A 22339-nucleotide genomic window follows, 5' to 3' on the forward strand; every position below is an offset into this window, starting at 1 on the left:
CGCCGGGGTTCCAAGACCTTTCTTCTTTCCTCTAATCACCTGAGACCCTTCTTTCCAAGATCCCACCACATCATGTTTAAGAAAATACTGATTGCCAATCGGGGTGAGATTGCTTTGCGCATCATCCGTACCTGCAAGGAAATGGGCATCAAGACGGTAGCCGTTTATTCGACTGCCGACAAGGAGAGCTTGCACGTGCGCTTCGCCGACGAAGCCGTGTGCATTGGCCCGCCACCCAGCGCACAGTCCTACCTGAACATCCCGACCCTGATCGCGGCCGCTGAAATTACCAATGCCGATGCCATTCACCCCGGCTATGGCTTCCTGTCAGAAAACGCTGAATTCTCGCGTATCTGCCAAGAAAACGGCATTAAGTTTATTGGTGCCTCGCCAGAAATGATCAACTCCATGGGCGATAAGGCTTCGGCTAAAGCAACCATGAAAAAGGCCGGCGTCCCGACCATTCCAGGCTCTGAAGGCTTGATCGACTCCTTTCAGGATGCGTTAAAAATTGCGCACAAGATCAAGTATCCTATCATTTTGAAAGCAACAGCCGGCGGCGGCGGACGTGGCATGCGCGTTGCCCGCACCGACGAAGAGCTGGAAAAAGGATGGAACGACGCACGTGCTGAAGCCAAAGCCGCTTTCGGCAACGATGGCATCTACCTGGAGAAGTTTGTCGAAGAGCCGCGCCACATCGAGATCCAGATTGTGGGCGACCAATACGGCCGTGCCGCGCACCTTTCCGAGCGCGATTGCAGCATTCAACGTCGGCACCAGAAGCTGGTAGAAGAAGCGCCTTCGCCTTTCGTCACGGAAGAACTGCGGGAGAAGATGGGCAAAGCTGCTGTAGCAGGTGCCAAGTCCATCGGTTACGAAGGCGTAGGCACTATTGAATTTCTAGTGGATAAAAACCGGGATTTCTACTTCATGGAGATGAACACACGCATCCAGGTAGAACACCCTGTTACTGAGGAGATTATCAATTACGATCTCATCAAAGAGCAAATCAAAGTCGCGGCTGGTGTGCCGATTTCGGGTAATAATTACGGCCCGAAGATGCACGCCATGGAATGCCGTATTAACGCCGAAGACCCCAGCAACGGCTTCCGCCCCTCCCCCGGCAAGATCACGGTGTTGCACATCCCAGGGGGCCACGGCGTGCGCGTCGATACGCATGTGTACGCGGGCTACACCATCCCGCCAAATTACGACTCGATGATTGCCAAGCTCATTACCGTGGCGCAAACCCGGGAAGAGTGCATCGTGAAAATGAAGCGTGCCCTGAGCGAATTTGTGGTAGAAGGCGTAAAAACAACCATTCCCTTCCACTTGGCATTGATGGACAACCAGAACTTCCGGGAAGGCAATTTCACCACTGCTTTCCTAGATACCTTCGACTTTTCAGAACTGTAAAATCTGGTTTCTCATAGAAGGCAACTAAAAAAGGCTGGCGATATCGCCAGCCTTTTTTAGTTGCCTTCCGGAATCGTAGTTTCTATTTCCTGAACTAGCTCGCCGTACCATTCTTCACCGTATTTGCGAATAAGGGGCTCTTTTAGAAACTGATAAATCCGCACGCCTAGGGTGGCGCCAAAAGAGCAGGCAGGATTACAGATGTTCCAGCGGTCGTAATTCAGGGCATCGAAGCCGTCGTACTTACTAATCCGAATTGGATACAAATGGCAGCTGATCGGCTTCTTGAAGGAGGTAGCCCCTGCTAAGTACGCTTGTTCGATGCCGCACTTCAGGATGCCGCGCTCGTCGTAGAGCGCATACGCACACTCACGATCATTGATGGTAGTAGTGCTGTAGTCGTCCTCCCAATCCTTGATGTAAAGACCTTGTTGCTCAATGGCTTGACGGCCGGCATCGGTAAGAAAAGGCTTGATATTTTCGTATTCTCTTTCCAGAATCTGAAGCTCCGCTTCTTCCAGCGGGGCGCCCAAATCGCCTTCTACGCAGCAGGCGCCTTTGCAGGCTTCCAAGTTGCAGACGAAGAAGTTATCGCGAATGTCGTCGGAGATGACGGTATTTTGAATGATAATCATGGGGTTGCAACAAAGCGGACCGCAAAGATATTCATTAGTTTTAGCACTTTCACAATTACCTGACTATCACGTATTTACAGAATGCTATAAATTATCGCTTCTGTAAGCTCGCATTGGCGGTGGTGCGAATACTTCCGTTGAGCCTCGCGCTGAGCCAATTGCGCAATTTGGTGAGCTTGTTCGGGGTCATGTATGTAGCGGGCAACGCACTGCGCGCACGCCTGCAAATCGCGCGGCGGATACAGCAACCCGGTTATTTCATCTTGTATAATTTCGGTAGTACCACCAGAACGCGTCGCTACTACTGGCCGTGCCGAAGCCATGGCTTCGATGGTAACCATGCCGTAGGTTTCGTTGGCCGAGGCTAGCACAAATACATCGATAGCCTGAAAAAACACTTCGGCATGTTCGCTAAATGGCCGAAAATGAACTACTTGCGCAAGATCCAACTCCTGTACCTGCTGCTGTAAGGCGTTCCAGTAAGCATCGCCTTCGTTTTTAGTTGGCTCGCCCATAATCACCAGCTCCACCGGAAGTTTATTTTCCGTGCGCAAGTGGTGCAGCACACTCACTACAAAATCCTGGCCCTTACCAGCATCGATACGGCCCAGAATGCCCAACAGTGGCGTTTGAGCGGGTAATTGCAGTTGCTGCCGCGCCGCTACGGTTGTCACGCCGGGGCTAACAAAACGGTCTAGATTAATGCCAATCGGCACTACATAAACGCGGTCGGGATTGAAGCGCGTTTTGGATTCTACTTCGGCAGCCAACAAATTCAGGGGTGAAAGCCACGCATCCAGCGCCATGAAGCGTAGCGAATGCACTACATCCCGCTTAGGCGGCCCCAGCTGCATATGTTGTTGATAGATAAGCTTTAAGCTTTTACCTAGGCGCAGCTTGGTTAAGCTTACCAAATCCATTTCCCGGTTTTGGGTGAGGATAAGCACCGGAATTTGAAGCCGTTTTAGGTTGTGGGCGAGCCAGCGGGCACCTGTAACATCGAAGTATTTGCGGTGGCGCGCGGTGCTCACACACGCAATGCCTTGGTGTTGCGCACCTTGGTGCAAGGGCGAATTGGTGAGGACAAAAAGTGTAAGGTTCCAGCCCCGCTCCCGTAGCCAGCCCGCAAACTTTAACGTGTTCATTTCCAGTCCGCCGAAGCTGCGCGAAAGACATAAAATACCGAGATTAGGCTTCGTTGCACCAGAAAAGGCGGAAACGTGTTCTGTACTTGAAATCATGAGGTGCTCTCCGGCTGAAGTCCGCAGAGCCGGCCATTAGGTGTCGCAACGGTCGATATATAGACTATTGCACCTGCCTTGACTGGCTTCTGTGGGAAATGATGCGGCGAAGATACAATCGCTCGTTTCGCCGGTCGAAAGCCCTACCTTTGTTGTTCGATTATTTGCGCTAATGGCACTGGATTATCTTAAACTACTGAATGAGTCGCAGGCGGCGGCGGTAATGCAAACCGAAGGCCCCTGCATGATTATAGCGGGCGCCGGTTCGGGCAAAACGCGGGTATTGACCTACCGCATAGCCAACTTGCTCGAACAGGGCGTGGACCCGTTCAACATTCTGGCTCTGACTTTCACCAACAAAGCCGCGCGGGAGATGCGGGCGCGGATTGAAAAGGTGGTTGGGCCGGAAGCCAAGAACCTGTGGATGGGCACATTCCACTCAATTTTTGCGCGCATCCTGCGCTCTGAAGCCGACAAAATTGGTTTCCCGCGCCACTTTACCATTTACGACACGCAGGACTCCAAAACCTTAGTGTCGCAGATTGTGAAGGAGTTGGACTTGGATGACAAGCTTTACAAGCCGGGCATGGTGCTGGGTCGCATTTCAGCGGCCAAGAACAAGCTAATTTCGGTGCAACAGTATGTAAATGACCCCGTTATCCGGCAGGACGACGAAGCAGCTTTACGCCCTAAAATCGGGGTGATTTACCAGCAATATGCCTCGCGCTGCTTCAAGGCTGGCGCCATGGACTTTGATGATTTGTTGTTCAACACCAACGTGCTGTTCAAGGATCATCCGGATGTGCTGAATAAATACCAGAACATCTTCAAGTTTGTGATGGTCGATGAGTATCAGGACACGAACTATTCGCAGTACCTGATTACCAGAAAGTTAGCCGCCAAGGACCGCAACATCTGCGTGGTGGGCGACGATGCCCAAAGCATCTACGCCTTCCGCGGCGCCGACATTCAGAACATCCTCAACTTCGAGAAGGATTATCCTGAGCTACAGGTCTTTAAGCTGGAGCAAAACTACCGTTCGACCAAGAACATCGTGCGGGCGGCCAACTCCGTCATCAAGAACAACAAAGCCCAGCTCCGCAAAGACGTTTTTTCCGACAACGAAGACGGCACCCTAATCGAAGTAATCAAGGCTTCCTCCGACAACGAGGAAGGTAAATTGGTGGCTAACTCGATCTACGAGGACAAGATGAACCTGCATCTTTCCTACGACGACTTTGCCATCTTGTACCGAACCAACGCCCAAAGCCGGGCAATGGAAGAGGCCCTGCGCAAGCTCAACATCAAGTACAAGATCGTTGGCGGCCTCTCTTTCTATCAGCGCAAGGAAATTAAGGATCTTGTTGCTTACCTGCGACTTACGGTAAACCCAAATGACGAGCAGGCGTTACGACGCGTGATCAATTACCCTAAGCGTGGCATTGGCGACACGACCATCAGCAAGCTGATTAATGCCGCTGAGGAATCGAACCACACGCTGTGGGAAGTGGTCAGCAACGCCAATTCTTTCCTCGCGACGCGCATTGCAAATCCTATTGAAGGGTTTGCCGAGCAAATCAAGAGCTATGCCGTGTTGGCGGCCAAAGAAGATGCGTTTGAGGCAGCCAAGTTCATTGCCAAGAATTCGGGGATGATCGAGGAGCTTTACTCGGATAAGAGCATTGAAGGCTTGTCGCGCTACGAAAACATTCAGGAACTACTGAACGGTATCAAGGAGTACGTAGATGATCCGGAGCGTGAAGACAAGTCGCTGGCAGCCTTTCTGCAAGACATTGCCCTCGTAACCGACGCCGACACCAAAGACGCCAAGGACGAAGGCGAAACAGTCACGCTGATGACCATTCACTCGGCTAAAGGTCTGGAATTCAGAAATGTATACATCGTCGGCATGGAGGAAAATCTCTTCCCCTCGCAGATGATGATTACGTCGCGCGCTGATTTGGAGGAAGAGCGCCGCCTCTTTTACGTGGCCATTACGCGGGCCGAGAAGAAGCTGGTGCTTAGCTACGCTACCTCGCGTTATCAGTGGGGTAACCTACGCAGCTGCGAAAAGAGCCGCTTTTTAGATGAGATTGATCCTCAATACGTTGACTTTAAGTTTGCAGCAAGCCCAAACCCCGGCGAGTCAACTTTCGGGCACGTATTGGAGCGGCGCAGCAACCTTATTCCGCCTGCTCCGCGTAAGACGGTAGCAAAAGGCTATACCCCGCCCGCGGATTTTCAGCCGAGCGATACCTCCAATCTCGCTACTGGGCAACGGGTGGAGCACCCTAAGTTTGGCTACGGCACCGTTACCAAGCTGGAAACGCAACAAGGCTCGACCAAAGCCATCATTCAGTTTGAAGAAGTCGGCGAGAAAACCTTATTGCTGAGTTTTGCCAAATTGCGCGTGCTCACTTAATCTCGTTGTATCTTACTGAGACACAACGGGACAGCCACGCTGCTCCTGAGTCAGCCGCAGCCGTTGTTGCGGCTGAACTGGTTTTAATTCTTAAGATAAAGCTCGGCTGGCCCGCGCAATACAAATAGCCGTTGTATTTTCGGCCTCCATTTTCCTCCCATGACACTCCCCTCCCCTTATAAGCACGAATTGCTGTTGCGCGAGTACGGCAAAAGCACCTATGAATTGGTGCAAACGCTGCGCACAATCGAGGACAAGGCCGAACGCACCCGCCGCGCCCAGCAGATTGTCCAGCTCATTTTTCGCCTGAATCCAAGCCTACGCGATCAGCCCGATGCCCAGCAGAAGGTCTGGAATCACTTATTTGTGATGTCGGACGAAGATCTGGACGTGGACAGCCCTTTTCCCCTGCACAGCCTCGACTTGCTGGCAAAGCAGCCCAAAGCGGTAGCCTATCCAAAGCAGAGCCCCAAAATCAGGGCGTACGGCCGGGCCGTAGAACTACTGATCGAGCAGGCTATTGCTATGGAAGATCCTGCGGAACGCGAACAGGCTACCATCACCATTGGCCGGACAATGAAGTTCTTGTATCGCTCTCATAATAAGGAGAATGCAAAGGACGTCACGATTCTGAAGCACTTGAAAGAGCTGTCAGGCGGCAAGCTAGAACTGGACCCAGCGCAGGTAGAAGCGCAAGGGCTCTTCGAATTTGCCACCACTGGGCGTCCGGCACCATTTATCGTACCCCAACCTCGCAATGACCGTGACCCGCGCCGGGGGGGCGGAAACAATCGTCGCGACAAACAACGCCGTGGCGGCAAGAAAGGCCGCCAGGAACCACAACAACCCCCGCAATAAGTACGCATGGCCGCATTTGAAGTAATCGGTGGGCAACCGCTGAAGGGCGAGATCGTGCCCCAAGGAGCTAAAAACGAAGCGCTCCAAATCCTGTGTGCCGTGTTGCTCACCTCTGAGCCCGTCACCATTAGCAACATCCCCGACATTCGCGACGTCAACAAACTCATTGAGTTGTTGCGCGACATGGGCGTGAAAGTTGGCAAGTTATCCACCGACACCTACCGGTTCCAGGCTGATGACGTTCATCTGGATTACCTTGATTCTGAGCAGTTTGCCGCGCAGGGCCGAGCGTTGCGTGGGTCGGTCATGATTCTGGGGCCCATGCTGTCGCGCTTTGGCCGGTGCCAGCTTCCTAAGCCCGGCGGTGATAAAATTGGTCGTCGGCCGCTAGACACTCACTTTCTGGGCCTTGAAAAACTTGGTGGCAAGCTCACACTTGAGGGTACTGATTTTTACAAGATTTCCGCTGAGAATGGCTTAAAAGGAGCATATATGCTCCTCGACGAAGCCTCAGTGACGGGCACCGCAAACATTGTAATGGCCGCCGTGCTGGCACAAGGCACCACCACCATTTACAACGCTGCCTGCGAACCGTATTTGCAGCAGCTTTGCAAAATGCTGGTACGAATGGGTGCCAAAATCAATGGCATCGGCTCGAACTTGCTGACCATCGAAGGCGTGGAAGTATTGGGGGGCACAGAACACCGCATGCTGCCCGATATGATCGAAATTGGCTCCTTCATTGGCCTTGCCGCCATGACCGGCTCCGAGATCACGATCAAAGATTGCCAAATCCCGGAGCTGGGCCTGATTCCGGATACGTTCCGCAAGCTGGGCATTGAGCTTGAATTCCGCGGCGACGACATTTTCGTGCCCGCTCAGGATCATTATGAACTGGCCACCTACCTCGACGGCAGCATTCTAACGATCTCCGACCATACGTGGCCGGGCCTTACCCCTGATTTGCTGAGTGTGCTGCTGGTGGTAGCTACGCAGGCCAAAGGCACGGTACTCATTCACCAGAAGATGTTTGAGTCGCGTTTGTTCTTCGTTGACAAGCTCATCGATATGGGCGCACAAATTATCCTTTGCGACCCGCACCGGGCTACCGTCATCGGCTTGGACCAGCGCAACAAGCTACGCGGCATCACTATGACTTCGCCGGATATTCGGGCGGGCGTTGCCTTGCTAATCGCGGCTCTGTCGGCCGATGGCCGCAGCGTCATCGAGAACGTGGAGCAAATTGACCGTGGTTATCAGTTCATTGACAAGCGGTTGGCGGCGCTTGGGGCACATATTAAACGCCTCTAGTTCATCCAGTTAAGCTATTATAATGCAACAAAAAGGCCTTCTGCTAATGCAGAAGGCCTTTTTGTTGCAATTGATTGATAATCAATCAATTAGCATATCCACTACCGATGTCACAAGGGAGAGCGCAATGCTGAAAATCAAGGCGGATAAGAAGCCGTCTACAGCAAAGCCAGACAACAGATAATCGGCCAGCAACACGATTACGGCGTTGATTACCAGCAAGAAAAGCCCCAGCGTGAGAACCGTAATCGGGAAACCCAGGATCTTCAGGATAGGCTTCACGATGGCGTTTAGGATGGCCAGTACCAGCACCAGCCACAAAGCGCTCGTAAAGCCATCTAGGTGTGCTCCAGGTAAAAACTTGGCCAGCAAGTACGTCAGGATGGCCGTTAGCAACAGTTTGAGTATAAAGCCCATAGTGCAAGAAGGGTTGGTGGAAAAAAAGAAGCCGGCCCGCCGCGTGGCGAGCCGGACAACGTTACGCAAAATTCGTTGCTGTGTTGGGCTTCCCTACTCCTCTTTCTCGGCGATGTCGATGTCGCGGGCGGCGATGCGGCCTTGCGACACGGCCATCCAATTGCAGAGGTGATAAAGCAGGCGGGCACCTACGACGCCGTTCCAGTCGGTATCGCCGGGGGCAACTTCGTTGAGGTCGCAACCAATGATCTCGCGGCCCGACCGCACCACTTTGCGAATCAGATACAGGGCTTCTTCAAACTCTAGTCCGCCGGGGACGGGCGTGCCAGTGCCGGGGCACAGCTTAGGGTCTAAGCCGTCGATATCGAAGCTTAAATAAACTTTGGGCGGCAGCTGCGCAATGATTTTGTTGCACTGTTTCTTCCACGATTTGCCAGCGTACATGCTGTCGCGCAGAAATCGGCTTTGGAACATCACCACGCGGCCTTTCGACTCATCGACAAACTCGGCTTCCTGCTGACACAGATCGCGAATGCCTACCTGCACCAGTTTCTTGACCTGCGGCAGTTGCAACGCATTGTACATGATGGAGGCGTGCGAATACTCGAAGCCTTCGTAGGCCGGACGCAAATCGCAGTGCGCGTCGATTTGCAAAATGCCGAATTCCTCGTGCCGTTCGGCCAACGCGTGCAGGTATCCAAGCGGCGTACTGTGGTCGCCCCCGAGCACCACTACCCCTTTGCCGGCGTCGAGGTAAGCCCCGGTTTTCTGCTTAAGCCATTCGAGCAATTCCTTTCCCTTCGCCGTGACCTGAGCAGGCACTGCCCCCAGCGTTGCGCCTTTCGTGGCCGGCATGCCGTCTTCCAGCCACCCAATGTAGTTGGCAGCTTGCGGCCGCAGCTCGTTGCTGGCGTGTGCCCACGTTTCGTCGTCGTCTTCCATGGCCAGGCCTAAGCGCCACGCATCCGGAATGTCCGGATCGTAGAGATCGACTTGGAAGGAAGCATCCCGGATGGCCGCCGGCCCCTTTGCCGTGCCTGCGCCATACGAAACCGTGACTTCCCACGGCACTGGCACTACTACTACCTGGGCTTCGTCCACGGTAAAAGGCAACCCGTACACGCCGCCCGAGGCATCGCCCAGCGCATTGGGATCGAAATTGGCAAGCTTTTGCTCAAGACTGGATTCGGAGGAAGAAGTCATGCGAAGAAGGTTGGTGAGGGGAGAAAATGGCATCGCGCCGAACACCGACAATCAAAACACAAAGCTTTGATTAAGAAGGCATTAGGCGCGATTACAAAAAACAACGTATCCGCAATTCAATCGATACAAATTGACTTAGACAGCCGGTTGGCCGCCCAAGAAATCGTACGTACGAATGATATCGAGGATTTTGATAAATGTATTACGGTCGAAAAAGAGCATCAGGGGCAATTCCACGGAATTTTCTTTGTCAGAAAATTGGGTGATTACCGAGAAAATGAGCGGCTGCACCATGGGCTGATTGAAAATCAGGCTTTTTAGCGAGTCGGCGATGTTGCCGCGCGGTGCCCGCGGCGGCGCGCCGTAAATGTGGGCCTTGAGGATGTTGGCCAGCTGCGTTACCAAAGCGCCGGTGATGATGTTGCTGATTTCCAGCAACAACGATTCCTGCATCGCATCAATTTCGATGGAATCGGGAACATTCATGCGCAAGCAAACCCGCGAGAGGCGCTGCACATGCTGCCCCGAAAAAAACATGAGCGTAGTACCGTTGAATTCGCCTTTGATATCGGACTGAATGATGGCGTGTGATCCCTCGTATTCGTGCACTCTGTCCAGAATGCTTCGTCCGGGTACAATATCCAGGTTCGGAACTTCAAGCAGCACTTTCTCCTGCGCAATGACGGCGAAGGAATCAGCAGCCCTCGCCAAGCCAATGTTCAGAATTTCGCGGATGATGTCCCGCTCCAGCTCCGTCATGTGCAAATCCATATGAATCAATCAGTTGGGCGAACAAGTACAAATGCTGTGCTTGCTCGAATTCTGCAATACGAGTTTTATGGTCGCTTGGCTAAGAAAAGTCGAGTTAGGGCCGGGACATCCAGCACCAAACATACTTGTCCGCTGCCCAGCACCGTAACACCACCGAACAAATCGATGGTATCCAATGGCTTGCTCATGGGCTTGATTACGATGTTCTGCTGGCGCAGAAACCGGTCAACAATCAATCCCAACTTGCGGTTATTATAATTAACAATGATGATCTCTTGCCGACCGCGTAGCTCCTCGCGGGTAGCCAGTGGCAACGGACCGTCGCTGTTGTGAAGCAGGCGGCGCAAATCTACTACGGGTACGTTCTCCCCCATTACTTCAGCCAGCAACAAACCTCCCACAACGTGCAGTTGGTCAGGCCATAGCGAAACAACAGAATCGGTATGCATGAGCGGAATCGCGTAGCTGCGTTCTTCCAACTCAAACAACAGAGCCCCCTTTACGGCAATGGAAGTAGGCAATACTAGCGTGAAAGTTGTACCCTGGCCCAATACCGAATCTACCCGCAACTGACCACCAAGTGAATCGATGGCCAGCTTTACGACATCGAGCCCGACGCCGCGCCCCGAAATCTCGGTGACTTCCTTCGCCATTGAAAATCCAGGCTCGAAAAGAAAAGCCCGCACTGCATTGTCATCTAAGCCAGCAGCGGCCTCAGCAGTGGTCAGACCTCGTTCAACGGCTTTGCGCCGTACGCTTTCTATGTTGATGCCGCGGCCGTCATCAGAGACGTGAATCAAAACGTCGTCACGTTCGGTTTGGGCGTTGATGGTGAGCTTACCACGCGCTGGCTTCCCTGCTTTCTGCCGCTCTGCCGGCGTCTCAATACCGTGTCCGATGGCGTTGCGCACTAAGTGAAGCAGTGCGTCCGTGATGATTTGGAGAATGTTACGGTCAATTTGAATATCCTGACCGTTCAGTACCAACTCGATTTCCTTGTTCTCTGCCGTGGCAACGTCCCGGACGACACGGGGAAATTTATTGAACAACGATCCAACGTTCACCAAGCGCGCGTCCATAACGCTGTACTGTAGCTCGTCGGCAATGCGGAACAGGTGAGTCGCAGCGGTTTGAAGGGCGGGGCTTCCTATTTCCTGGCTAAGGGTAAGAATGCGGTCCCGGTCGATAATCAGCTCGCCCACCAGATTCATCAGATGATCGAGCTTTTTGATCTGGATATACACCAGATCTGACAGCTCTAACTTGCGGTTAGCATTCTCATCGGAATTATCAACATCCTCAATATCAGGCTCTTCCCCACGCACCAGCCGATCGAGGTTGGCTTGCAAGGCCTCCACATTCGGCGTCGGGTTATTTTCGTCAACCGCCCGGATCATGTCGCCCAGCGCATCGACCCCAGCAAATAATACCGGCACGATGGAGCCCGCAAATTCGCGCTCTTTGCTTCGGATGAGGCCAAAAATGGTTTCCATGCCGTGGGCTACCTCACCGATGTCGGCGTAGCCCATGGCGCGTGCATTGGCCTTTAGGTTGTGCATGAGCCGGAATAGCTCATTAAGTGCACGTTCGTCCGCAGGGTTTTTCTCTAACTCGCTGATGTGGCGGCCCATCGAGTCATAATACTCGAGTGCTTCCGCCATAAAGATTTCTCGGTATTCCTGCTCCCGTGTCTTCATTAGGCGGCGTGTAGAGGAGCAGAAATTGGCAAAGGTCGCTTCAGACGCAGAGCAGCCGAAAATCGCTGAATAAACTCGGCTATTTCGGAGAGCGGTAACACGGCATTGGCATAACCGGCTTCGATCACCGACTTAGGCATGCCGAAGACAGCGGAGGTAGCTTCGTTTTGCGCGAGCACCGTGCCACCGTGCTGCCGGATGCTAAGCGCCCCAAGTGTGCCATCCTGCCCGAGCCCAGTCAGCACAACTCCCAGCACCTTGCGACCCGCAGTTGCGGCTGCAGATTGCATCAGCAAATTGATGGAAGGCTCATCATAGCCGGATACGTATTCAGATGTCAGAGCCGTTTCCCACGCTTGCCAAGGGCTGTCGGACACAGGGCGCACCGTAATGTTATAACCTCCCGGAGCCACAAGTATTTTTCCAGCTTCCAGTCGGGTACCCGTATGCGCAACGGCAATCGGCAGCGTGGTAACCTTGCTCAGCCGCTCAACTAATGAAAGCGTGAAGTGAGCCGGCAGGTGCACCGCAATGATCACGGCACACGAAATCGAAGCGGGAAAAGAACGTATCAAGGCTTCGACTGCCGCCGAGCCCCCCGTAGAAGCCCCGATTAGCACGATGCTATTGGGTAGCGCAGTTACCTGAGCCCGACGCGCTACCACGGCCTGAGTTGCGGCGATAAGTTGAGGCTTGGCAGCCCTAATTTTGCGCAACAGTTCCCGTCGCCAATCGGAATACCCGGGGTCGTTCGCAGGCAGCAAAGGCTTGATAACGTCGTACACATGCCACCGGGCAGCTTCGCGCAAAGCGCCCCCAAGCAACGTGGTGGCGCTGTATATCAAAACCGGCACGGCATACTGGCGTGCCAACTGCTCCAGATCCAGAAGTTGCTCTTCTCCTATCACAACCAGTCCCGGCCGCAGGCGCCGGGCCATGGTTACTAACTCGGTCGCATTACCTGCTACGCCCGTCACCTGTAAATCGGTCTGTGCGCGTAGCAATTTGGTAAGCTCCAGCCGCACAAACACGGGCAGGTTACCGAGCAAAATTGTGAAAGGAGAAGTAAGGTGGGGCACTGGACTGCGGAGACTAACTATATGTCACCTGCCGGAAATACGGCAGATGCTACAAGCACTGCGGAGAACTATACTGGGTCCGACTCAGGACCCTGAAGCGCGCCCCCAACGATTTCCAGTACTTTTTCTTCCGAGAAGGGCTTTACGATGTAAGCAGTAGCACCGCTTTCAAGTGCCTCATTCACAATCACTTCCTGGCCTACGGCACTGCACATTACAACTTTCACATCGGGCTGCTCCTGACGGATGCTCTTGAGGACATCCAAGCCTGTGTTGTCGGGCAGAATTACATCTAGAGTAATCAGGTCGGGCTTGGTGTCAATTGCCATTTCTACTGCTTGCTGACCGTTGGCAGCTTCGCCAACTACGTCGTAGCCAGCATCAGAAAGCATATTTTTAAGCATCGTGCGCATGTAAAAGGAGTCGTCCACGATGAGAATGCGATTTTTCATACTATGTAAGCAGAAGAGCTAAATGAGGAGGAAGATGCTTTAGGATCGAGTACGCAAAAGTCAGGCTTTTGTACGGGCAGTGCTAGACGAAGATTCTCCTTTGGGCTGCAACTGCATGATTTCTGAGGGCGTCAGCAACTTCAGCATATCCAATACAATGATAATCCGGCTTTCGACCCGAGCAATTCCTTCAATGTATTTGTCGTGGATGTTGATGTCCTGAATCAACTCCGGAGCTTTCTCGATCGCAGAAACCGGAATGGTCAGCGGTTGCGGCACTTCCCGCACCACAATTCCAATGGTATAATCCTTGGCTTCGATTGCAAGCGTGTAGCTTACCGTAGGTATCTCCTGTCCCTTCGAACGCAGCGCAAAACGCTCTTCGAGGTCAATGATGGCGATGATGTCGCCCCGCAAATTGGCAATGCCTTTTACAAAAGCAGGCGTTTTGGGCATCCGAGCTACTTCCGGAGTAATCGTTACTTCTTTTACCTGTTCAATGCGAATGCCGTATTCTTCTTCGCCCAATCGGAACACGATCAGTTGCAGAAGAGCGTCGGGTTTGGAAGTTTTTTTCTCGTCAGTCACCACTTTATCAGCCGTGCAAAAGATGGTAAAAGCAAGTAACTGCCGATGCATACACACGCATCAGCAGCACTTTGCCAACTAGTTGATTGTCAATTATTTAGCCTTTGACTTTGAGCGGCTCGATTTGGCAGTTGCTTGGTCAATATCGGGCTTATTGGCCGCGGTATCAGCTGCCTTGCGCCGCCCATTGGGCTTCTTCGGTTCAGAGGCTGCGCTTTTGCCATTTTGTTGAATTGCCGCTTCTGCAGCACCCAATCTCATTGTCCGGTTCCGCTCCCGACGTGAAGCAGCAGGTTTGGCAGCGGGTTCCGGTTCGCCTTTGCGCTTCATGGAGGCAGCAGGCGTCATCAGCGCAGCAACTTTCCGCGTCAGGCGGTCCATCGCTTGGTGATGCGTTCCGTTGGTGCTCGGTGCCGGGGCGGGGGCAACTAACCGACGCAGGCCCCGACGAACAGGTTCAGGCTCCGGCTCTGGCTCAATTTCTTCGAGCAGTTGGAAGGCCGACAACCCAACCTGCAGGTCATCAGCGATATCTGTGAGGTTCTGGCTGGAAGTGGTCAGTTCCTGCATCGACGACGAAAGTTGCTTGGCTGTGCTCGCCACCTGCTGCGTGCCCGACGCCGTCTGCTCGGCAATGGCTACCACTTCTTCCACGTATTTCACCACGTCACCGATACTGGCTTTCTGTACTTCTGTAGCGGTAAGAATGTCGCGGGAGGTACGGAGCGTTTCGCCACTGCTGGTCGCAATGTTTTTGAAGGCGCTTGAGGCTTCAAACGTGGCGTTTTTGCCTTTCAATACACGGCCTTCCATCGTCGAGATAGCGGTTGCGGCGGAAGTAGTGTCTTTGCGAACGTCTTCTACCAGCGTGGCAATCTCACTAGCCGACTTGCGCGAGCCTTCCGCCAATTTGCGAATCTCTTCGGCTACTACCGCAAAGCCTCGACCTGCTTCTCCGGCTCGGGCTGCTTCAATGGCGGCGTTTAGAGCCAGCAAGTTGGTTTGCGAAGCGATGTCGGTGATAACGCTCAACGACTTGCTGATTTCCTGCGAACGGGTGCTGAGTACTTCGATAGTTTTAGAAGTCTGCGAAGCCGCATTGGAAATTTCTTCCATGTTCTTCACCACTTCGGCTACCGTTTTCAGACCCAGCTGCGAAGTTTGCTCACCCAGGATAGCTGATTTGTTTACGATGTCGGCTTTGCCAGCGGTCTCCTTCGTGGCCTGCATGATTTCTTCGATCAGCTTGAATGCCTGGTCAGTTTTAAGTGCTTGATTCTGAGCACCTTCTGCCATTTGCTGCATTGCCAGAGCTACGTCAACCGTTACGCGGCTCATCTCTTGGCCTTTCGATGCCATTTCCTCCGACGACTCGCCCACAATCTGCGACGATTCGTTGATTTCGCCGAGCAGTTCGTTGAGGTTTTCAACGGCCAGGTTCAAAGCATTTGACATGGCCTCGATATCACCAGCCGTCTGAATACCAACGCGTTGCGTCAGATCGCCTTCCGAGATGGCTCGTACCACGCGGCTTACTTCCAATACTGGCGAAGCAATGGATTCAATAAGCGCGTTAAGCGTATCAACGATTTCTTTCCAAGATCCGCTCACGCCGCCTACGGTGGCGCGTTCGGTCAGCTTGCCTTCGACCCCAGCTACTTTGGCTACGCGGCTTACTTCGAGTGCCAAGCGATTCAGGTCGTCCACCATGCGGTTGATCGTGTCCGCCAGCTCTGCTACTTCGCCTTTGGCATCCAGCGTCAGCTTCTGAGTCAAGTCACCTTGCGATACGCTGGTTACTACGCGGATAATGCCACGTACTTGGGTTGTCAGATTTGCCGCCATCGTGTTTACGTTGTCGGTCAAATCCTTCCACACGCCGTTTACATTCGGCACGTTGGCCTGACCGCCCAAGCGGCCTTCCGTGCCTACTTCCTGCGCCACGCGGGTTACCTCGCCGGCAAAGATGTTGAGCGAGTCCACCATGCGGTTGATGTTGTCTTTCAGGTCGAGTAATTCGCCTTTCACATCAACTGAAACCTTCTGACTCAAGTCGCCGCGAGCTACGGCGGTAGTTACGTTGGCAATGTCCCGCACCTGAGAAGTCAGTGAGGCGGCCATCGTGTTCACGTTGTCCGTTAGGTCCTTCCAAGTGCCGCGCACGTTGGGCACATTGGCCTGGCCACCCAGTTTTCCTTCCGTACCCACTTCGCGGGCCACGCGGGTTACTTCGTCGCCGAAAGTATTGAGCGAGTCCACCATCTGGTTGAGGTTTTCCTTCAGCTGCAATAGCTCGCCGCGCACATTAACTGTGATTTTCTGGCTCAAGTCACCCCGAGCTACGGCGGTGGCCACGTTGGCAATGTCCCGTACCTGACTCGTCAGGTTCGAGGCCATCGTGTTCACGTTGTCCGTCAAGTCTTTCCAGGTACCGCTAACGCTTGGCACGTTGGCCTGGCCACCCAGAATACCCTCGGTACCCACTTCGCGGGCCACGCGGGTTACTTCGCCGGCAAAGATGTTGAGCGAGTCCACCATCTGGTTCAGAATATTCTTCAGATCCAGCAGCTCGCCTTTTACATCGACCGTGATTTTTTGGGTTAGGTCGCCTTTGGCTACGGCGGTGGCCACGTTGGCAATGTCTCGTACCTGAGAAGTCAGGTTCGAGGCCATCGTGTTCACGTTGTCCGTCAATTCTTTCCAGGTACCACCAACACGAGGCACGTTGGCTTGGCCACCCAACTTTCCTTCCGTGCCCACTTCGCGGGCCACGCGGGTTACTTCGTCGCCGAAGATGTTGAGCGAGTCCACCATCTGGTTCAAGATATTCTTGAGTTCCAGGATTTCGCCCTTCACGTTTACCGTCATCTTCTGGCTCAAGTCGCCGCGAGCTACGGCGGTGGCCACGTTGGCAATGTCTCGCACCTGACTGGTCAGGTTCGAGGCCATGTTGTTTACGTTGTCGGTCAACTCCTTCCACACACCCGCGACATTCGGTACGGAGGCCTGACCACCGAGTTTGCCTTCCGTGCCTACTTCGAGGGCCACGCGGGTTACCTCGCCGGCGAACAGGTTGAGCGAGTCCACCATCTGGTTCAGGTTCTGCTTGAGTTGCAGCAGCTCGCCCTTCACGTCCACCGTAATCTTTTGGCTCAAATCACCCCGGGCTACGGCAGTGGCCACGTTGGCAATGTCCCGCACCTGACTGGTCAGGTTTGAGGCCATATAGTTCACATTATCAGTAAGTTCTTTCCATACGCCGGCCACATTCGGTACGGAGGCCTGGCCGCCCAAGCGGCCTTCGGTGCCTACCTCCTGCGCTACGCGGGTTACCTCCCCGGCAAACAGGTTGAGCGAGTCCACCATCTGGTTGAGGTTCTGCTTCAACTGCAGCAGCTCGCCTTTTACATCGACGGTGATTTTCTGCGACAAGTCGCCTTTGGCCACCGCCGTGGCCACGTTAGCAATGTCTCGAACTTGACTCGTCAAGTTCGAGGCCATGTTGTTTACGTTGTCCGTCAGGTCTTTCCAGACCCCGCTCACGTTGGGTACGGAGGCCTGGCCGCCGAGTTTGCCTTCTGTGCCTACTTCGAGGGCCACGCGGGTTACCTCGCCGGCGAACAGGTTGAGCGAATCCACCATCTGGTTCAGGTTCTGCTTGAGTTGCAGCAGCTCCCCCTTCACGTCCACCGTAATCTTTTGGGTCAAGTCGCCTTTGGCAACCGCCGTCGCCACGTTAGCAATGTCTCGAACTTGACTCGTCAAGTTCGAGGCCATCGTGTTCACGTTGTCCGTCAGGTCCTTCCACACGCCACCTACGTTCGGAACCGACGCCTGACCACCGAGTTTGCCTTCGGTGCCTACCTCCTGCGCCACGCGGGTTACTTCGCCGGCAAACAGGTTGAGGTTGTCGATGGTCTTGTTGATGGTTTCGGCCATCACTTTGAAGTCGCCCGATACCGGAATCTGGAAGGTTTCGTCCAGGTTGCCTTTCGAGATGTTCTTCAATACTTTGCCTACTTCCAATACCGGTACGGCAATGCTATCCACCAAGCCGTTGATATTGTTAATCATGTCGCGCCAGAAGCCCGACGCGTTTTCGGCTGAAGCACGGGCTTTCAGATTGCCCTCTACCCCAGCAACCTTCGAAATGCGCGACACTTCCCCCCCTACACCACCGATCATCTCCACCATCGAGTTGTAGGCTTCGGCGATTTCGGCGAAAATGTCGTCGTTCTGCTTAGTCAAACGCACCGATACGTCGCCTTTCTTAAAGGCATCGAGCGCGTAAAGCACGCGGTTGAGCTGCTCATTAATATAATCGGCATCCTGCGTAGCTCCTGACCCCCGCGCAATACCTCGTTTCCGGGTAATGTCGGCGCTGGTACGCGAGCCTGCAGGCAGCGCGGTACTCGCAGAAGAAATCGGAGTTACTGGAGCAGCCGGCGCAGTGGAATCCGTGCTAGCGGTGGTTTTGGTAATTTTACCTGAAGCCATACAAAGGTAGAGTTGCGAAGCCTCCTGAAAGAGACGTTGCTTTTAACCGGAAGGGTGGATAGGGTGGTTTCCGGACTTACAAAGGTAGTAAATATGACTTTGAAGTTTCGTGCAATTTGTAGCACTTCCCAAACGAATAATGTGCGCTCTAGTGAACCTCTTGGCGCAAAATAGCCGTTCTCGAAACCTATTGCCTCGGTTTCTCCTTACATATAAATAGGAACCGGATACTGCCACAACGGATTATTCCATCATCTTTGCGGCAAAATTCAACTTTTGTCAGCGCCAGGTCGTTTCCCTACTTAATCGAGTCACCGTATACTGCCGCTAGCCCCTGCTTATGGTCAAAAATTTAGTCATCGTGGAGTCCCCCGCCAAAGCCAAAACCATTGAGGGGTATTTGGGGCAGGACTTCATTGTCAAATCCAGCTTCGGGCACGTTCGAGACCTTCCCAAAGACAATAACGCCATCGACATCGCTAATGGGTTTAAGCCTACTTATGTAGTATCACCGGATAAGCGTGAAATTATTGCGCAGTTAAAAAAGCTAGCCAAAGAAGCCGAAACCGTCTGGTTGGCAAGTGACGACGACCGCGAGGGTGAAGCCATTTCCTGGCATTTGGCCGAAACGCTAAACCTGAACGACTCCAAAACACGGCGTATTGTCTTTCGCGAAATCACCAAAACCGCAATTCTTAATGCCATTGCTTCGCCGCGCGAGATTGACCTGAACTTGGTCAATGCGCAGCAGGCACGGCGCGTGCTCGACCGCTTGGTAGGCTTCGAACTTTCGCCTGTACTCTGGAAAAAGGTAAAAGCCGGCTTGTCGGCAGGCCGCGTGCAATCGGTGGCGGTGCGCCTAGTAGTAGAGCGTGAGCGCGAAATCAGCCAATTCAAAACTTCGTCCGCTTACCGCGTGACGGCGCGTTTCGATGCAGGCCGGGGCGCTGTGCTGGAGGCCGAATTGCCCACCCGCTTTAAAGTACAGCAGGAGGCATACGATTTTATAAGTAATTGCATATCAGCTACTTATAGCATTGATGCTTTAGATAAAAAACCTGGCAAACGCTCGCCTGCGCCGCCTTTTACTACGTCGACACTCCAGCAAGAAGCCTCGCGTAAACTAGGCTTCTCCGTGGCCCAGACGATGAGTGTAGCACAGAAGCTTTACGAAGCCGGTAAGATCAGCTACATGCGTACCGACTCAGTGAATCTGTCGCAGGATGCACTGGCCGCTGCCAAGGAAGAAATCAGCCGCTCCTACGGCCCGGAATATGCCCTCACCCGGCAGTTCAAAACCAAATCGGCCTCGGCGCAGGAAGCCCACGAAGCCATTCGCCCCACGGATTTTGCCTTGGCCAAAGCCGGCTCGGATTCGGCCGAACAGCGCCTCTACGACCTGATCCGGAAGCGGGCCATGGCCTCGCAAATGGCCGATGCCACAGTTGAGCGCACGGTGGCCACCATCGGCATCAGTACGATGCCCGGTACGCCGCTTACGGCTACTGGTGAGGTAATTACGTTCGAAGGCTTCCTGAAAGCCTACAGCGAATCGAAGGACGATGATGAGCAGGACGGCGAATCGACGTTTTCGCGGGGGTTGCCTCCGCTTACCGTCGGCCAGCAGTTACCGCTTCAGTTGCTGCGGGCGACCGAGCGTTTTGCGCAACCGCCAGCTCGCTACACAGAAGCTTCGCTGGTGAAAAAGCTCGAGGAAATGGGCATTGGCCGTCCTTCGACCTATGCACCTACCATCTCAACTATTCAGAAGCGCGGCTACGTCGAAAAGGACACGCGCGAAGGCAAGGAACGCAAGTTCCATGTTTTGACGCTCGAAGGCGACCAGGTAAAAACCGAAGCCAAAACGGAAACTTTTGGGGCTGACAAAGCCAAGCTCTTTCCGACAGATACCGCTATGGTCGTCAATGATTTCTTGGTGGAGCACTTCCCCATTATCATTGATTATCAGTTTACTGCGAAAGTAGAAGGCGAGTTTGACCTGATCGCTAATGGCAAGGAAGAATGGGGCAAAATGCTTTCAGACTTCTACGGCACCTTCCACGAAACTGTGGAGCGCGGACAGGATATTGAGCGCAGCACCTTGGGCTCGACCCGGGAAATCGGTATGCACCCCGAAACGGGCCAAAAGATCACGGCGCGCCTGGGTCGTTTTGGCCCTTACGTGCAGATCGAACCCAAAGAAGGCAGCGAAGAAAAGCCAGTGTATGCCAGCTTACGCAAAGGTCAATTCATTGAGAATCTGACGGTTGATGAGGCCCTTGAGCTGTTCAAACTCCCGCGTATCATCGGTCAGTTTGAGGAAAAGGACATGACGGCGGCTATCGGTCGCTTCGGCCCTTACATCCGCCACGACAGCAAGTTCTATTCGCTAACCAAGGAGCAGGACCCGCATGCCATTACGGCCCCCGAAGCCATCGAGCTCATCGAAGCCAAGCGGAAAGCCGATGCCGAACGCCTAATCAAGGAATTCCCAGAAAGGCCTGATATTCAAATACTTAACGGTCGCTTTGGTCCTTACATAGTAGCAGGCAAGAAAAACGTTAAGATTCCGAAAGGCGAAGAGCCAAAAGACCTGACCCTGGAGCGCTGCATTGAGCTGGCTGATGCCACGCCCGACAAACCCGGTAAAGGTCGTTTCGCCAAAAAGGAGAAACCCGAAGCCGATGCGCCGGCCAAAACCGCAGCCAAAAAACCAGCGGCCAAAAAGTCTGCTGCGAAAAAGCCCGCCGCTAAAAAACCGGCTACGGGAACTGCAAAAAAAGCCACCGCAAAAGCGAAATAATCGGTTTTCATTCATTAAAAAGGCCGCTCCTGCTCAGGATCGGCCTTTTTTGTTGTCCTTCTGCAAGCGATGATGCGTAAGCGATAGAGCGTGGCGCACATCCGAAACCGAAGAAGCGTGCGCCAAAACCAACCCCGAGACACCTAGGTTATCCACCTGAAAAGTATACCGTTATGTCGTTTGCTTCTTCCAAACCGAAAATTGTTGTTCTCACCGGCGCGGGCATCAGCGCCGAAAGCGGGCTGGCCACCTTTCGCGGCTCCGATGGCCTGTGGGAAGGGCACCGGGTAGAAGATGTGGCCTCGCCCGAAGGCTGGGCACGCAACCCCGAATTGGTGCTCGAATTTTACAACCAACGGCGTAAGGCCGCCCGGGCCGCCCAACCCAACGAAGGACACCGGGCGTTGGTGGCGCTGGAGCAGTCTTTTGAAGTGGTTATTGTAACGCAAAATGTGGATGATTTGCACGAGCGCGCGGGCAGCAGTCATGTCATTCACCTGCACGGCAAGCTGTTCGAATCACGCAGTACGCGCTACGAAGAGCTGGTGTACCCGATGACCACCGACCGCATTGAGTTGGGCGACTGTTGCGAAAAAGGCCACCAGCTACGGCCCAACATCGTTTGGTTTGGCGAAGCGGTACTGCTGATGGAGCGTGCTATTGAGGAGGCTGCTACCGCTGCTATTTTCATGGTGGTGGGCACCTCGCTGCAAGTGTATCCGGCCGCTGGCTTGGTAAATTATGCCCCTTCTGGTTGCCCGATTTACGTAATCGACCCTACCCAGCCCCCGCTCACCACCCGGCGCAATGTGCACTTCATCGCCGAGCCCGCCAGCCTGGGAGTGCCGCGGGTAGTGACGCAGCTGTTGGCTGAAGCCTGATCTTGCTCCTTATAAATACCAAAAGATATATATTCAATACTTTCTTGTAGTATATTGATTATCAATTC

16 protein-coding genes are annotated in these 22339 nt (G+C 53.7%); 6 read left to right on the top strand and 10 right to left on the bottom strand.

The genetic code is table 11. The features are described from left to right. Positions 1-72: 72 nt before the first annotated feature. Entirely contained in the window at positions 73-1416 is a 1344-nt protein-coding gene (gene accC, locus FHG12_RS20395) for an acetyl-CoA carboxylase biotin carboxylase subunit (protein WP_139517545.1), read from the top strand. Between the two features lie 56 nt (positions 1417-1472). On the opposite strand, the gene FHG12_RS20400 is transcribed toward accC, so the two are convergent. Together FHG12_RS20400 and FHG12_RS20405 are read right to left on the bottom strand one after the other, a co-directional pair. Beyond that, complete coding sequence (locus FHG12_RS20400) at positions 1473-2051, bottom strand: DUF3109 family protein (RefSeq protein ID WP_139517546.1); 579 nt, start codon at positions 2049-2051, stop codon at positions 1473-1475. Positions 2052-2125: 74 nt separating this feature from the next. Beyond that, complete coding sequence (locus FHG12_RS20405; RefSeq protein WP_165699475.1) at positions 2126-3196, bottom strand: glycosyltransferase family 4 protein; 1071 nt, start codon at positions 3194-3196, stop codon at positions 2126-2128. A 274-nt stretch (positions 3197-3470) separates the two neighbouring features. On the opposite strand from FHG12_RS20405, the gene FHG12_RS20410 reads away from it, so the two are divergent. From FHG12_RS20410 to murA, 3 genes are all read left to right on the top strand, one after another. After that, positions 3471-5714, top strand: coding sequence for an ATP-dependent helicase (locus FHG12_RS20410; RefSeq protein WP_139517941.1), 2244 nt, complete (start codon positions 3471-3473; stop codon positions 5712-5714). Positions 5715-5873: 159 nt separating this feature from the next. Beyond that, positions 5874-6572 (top strand): DUF4290 domain-containing protein, encoded by a 699-nt coding sequence (locus tag FHG12_RS20415; protein ID WP_139517548.1) that lies wholly within the window; start codon positions 5874-5876, stop codon positions 6570-6572. 6 nt (positions 6573-6578) lie between these two features. Next, positions 6579-7883, top strand: coding sequence for a UDP-N-acetylglucosamine 1-carboxyvinyltransferase (gene murA, locus FHG12_RS20420; RefSeq protein ID WP_139517549.1), 1305 nt, complete (start codon positions 6579-6581; stop codon positions 7881-7883). Positions 7884-7964: 81 nt separating this feature from the next. On the opposite strand, the gene FHG12_RS20425 is transcribed toward murA, so the two are convergent. The 8 genes from FHG12_RS20425 to FHG12_RS20460 form a co-directional block, all read right to left on the bottom strand. Continuing rightward, the gene (locus tag FHG12_RS20425; RefSeq protein WP_139517550.1) at positions 7965-8300 is read right to left on the bottom strand and encodes a phage holin family protein; all 336 of its coding nucleotides are present in this window, start codon (positions 8298-8300) and stop codon (positions 7965-7967) included. 93 nt (positions 8301-8393) lie between these two features. Next, the gene (locus tag FHG12_RS20430) at positions 8394-9503 is read right to left on the bottom strand and encodes an agmatinase family protein (protein WP_139517551.1); all 1110 of its coding nucleotides are present in this window, start codon (positions 9501-9503) and stop codon (positions 8394-8396) included. A gap of 135 nt (positions 9504-9638) precedes the next feature. Then, complete coding sequence (locus FHG12_RS20435; RefSeq protein ID WP_230471215.1) at positions 9639-10274, bottom strand: chemotaxis protein CheC; 636 nt, start codon at positions 10272-10274, stop codon at positions 9639-9641. A 65-nt stretch (positions 10275-10339) separates the two neighbouring features. Further along, positions 10340-11935, bottom strand: a complete 1596-nt coding sequence (locus FHG12_RS20440) for a chemotaxis protein CheA (RefSeq protein ID WP_230471216.1) — start codon at positions 11933-11935, stop codon at positions 10340-10342. Between the two features lie 35 nt (positions 11936-11970). Then, positions 11971-13050: a chemotaxis protein CheB gene (locus tag FHG12_RS20445; protein ID WP_139517553.1), complete on the bottom strand. Its 1080-nt coding sequence runs from the start codon at positions 13048-13050 to the stop codon at positions 11971-11973. Between the two features lie 68 nt (positions 13051-13118). Beyond that, complete coding sequence (locus FHG12_RS20450) at positions 13119-13502, bottom strand: response regulator (protein ID WP_139517554.1); 384 nt, start codon at positions 13500-13502, stop codon at positions 13119-13121. 60 nt (positions 13503-13562) lie between these two features. Beyond that, complete coding sequence (locus FHG12_RS20455; protein WP_165699476.1) at positions 13563-14141, bottom strand: chemotaxis protein CheW; 579 nt, start codon at positions 14139-14141, stop codon at positions 13563-13565. 42 nt (positions 14142-14183) lie between these two features. Beyond that, positions 14184-18587 (bottom strand): methyl-accepting chemotaxis protein, encoded by a 4404-nt coding sequence (locus tag FHG12_RS20460; RefSeq protein WP_230471217.1) that lies wholly within the window; start codon positions 18585-18587, stop codon positions 14184-14186. Positions 18588-18927: 340 nt separating this feature from the next. On the opposite strand from FHG12_RS20460, the gene topA reads away from it, so the two are divergent. Both topA and FHG12_RS20470 read left to right on the top strand, forming a co-directional pair. Then, the gene (topA, locus tag FHG12_RS20465) at positions 18928-21390 is read left to right on the top strand and encodes a type I DNA topoisomerase (protein ID WP_139517555.1); all 2463 of its coding nucleotides are present in this window, start codon (positions 18928-18930) and stop codon (positions 21388-21390) included. Positions 21391-21563: 173 nt separating this feature from the next. Further along, entirely contained in the window at positions 21564-22271 is a 708-nt protein-coding gene (locus tag FHG12_RS20470) for an SIR2 family NAD-dependent protein deacylase (RefSeq protein WP_139517556.1), read from the top strand. Positions 22272-22339 lie beyond the last annotated feature (68 nt).

The organism is Hymenobacter jejuensis (assembly GCF_006337165.1).
In the GTDB taxonomy this organism is placed as follows: Bacteria; Bacteroidota; Bacteroidia; order Cytophagales; family Hymenobacteraceae; genus Hymenobacter; species Hymenobacter jejuensis.

What these genes read in the sequence shown, in the direction of transcription:
- accC (WP_139517545.1), top strand. Translation starts at nt 73, where the DNA reads ATGTTTAAGAAAATACTGATTGCCAATCGGGGTGAGATTGCTTTGCGC.
- FHG12_RS20400 (WP_139517546.1), bottom strand. Translation starts at nt 2,051, where the DNA reads ATGATTATCATTCAAAATACCGTCATCTCCGACGACATTCGCGATAAC.
- FHG12_RS20405 (WP_165699475.1), bottom strand. Translation starts at nt 3,196, where the DNA reads ATGAACACGTTAAAGTTTGCGGGCTGGCTACGGGAGCGGGGCTGGAAC.
- FHG12_RS20415 (WP_139517548.1), top strand. Translation starts at nt 5,874, where the DNA reads ATGACACTCCCCTCCCCTTATAAGCACGAATTGCTGTTGCGCGAGTAC.
- murA (WP_139517549.1), top strand. Translation starts at nt 6,579, where the DNA reads ATGGCCGCATTTGAAGTAATCGGTGGGCAACCGCTGAAGGGCGAGATC.
- FHG12_RS20425 (WP_139517550.1), bottom strand. Translation starts at nt 8,300, where the DNA reads ATGGGCTTTATACTCAAACTGTTGCTAACGGCCATCCTGACGTACTTG.
- FHG12_RS20430 (WP_139517551.1), bottom strand. Translation starts at nt 9,503, where the DNA reads ATGACTTCTTCCTCCGAATCCAGTCTTGAGCAAAAGCTTGCCAATTTC.
- FHG12_RS20435 (WP_230471215.1), bottom strand. Translation starts at nt 10,274, where the DNA reads ATGGATTTGCACATGACGGAGCTGGAGCGGGACATCATCCGCGAAATT.
- FHG12_RS20440 (WP_230471216.1), bottom strand. Translation starts at nt 11,935, where the DNA reads ATGGCGGAAGCACTCGAGTATTATGACTCGATGGGCCGCCACATCAGC.
- FHG12_RS20450 (WP_139517554.1), bottom strand. Translation starts at nt 13,502, where the DNA reads ATGAAAAATCGCATTCTCATCGTGGACGACTCCTTTTACATGCGCACG.
- FHG12_RS20455 (WP_165699476.1), bottom strand. Translation starts at nt 14,141, where the DNA reads ATGCATCGGCAGTTACTTGCTTTTACCATCTTTTGCACGGCTGATAAA.
- FHG12_RS20460 (WP_230471217.1), bottom strand. Translation starts at nt 18,587, where the DNA reads ATGGCTTCAGGTAAAATTACCAAAACCACCGCTAGCACGGATTCCACT.
- topA (WP_139517555.1), top strand. Translation starts at nt 18,928, where the DNA reads ATGGTCAAAAATTTAGTCATCGTGGAGTCCCCCGCCAAAGCCAAAACC.
- FHG12_RS20470 (WP_139517556.1), top strand. Translation starts at nt 21,564, where the DNA reads ATGTCGTTTGCTTCTTCCAAACCGAAAATTGTTGTTCTCACCGGCGCG.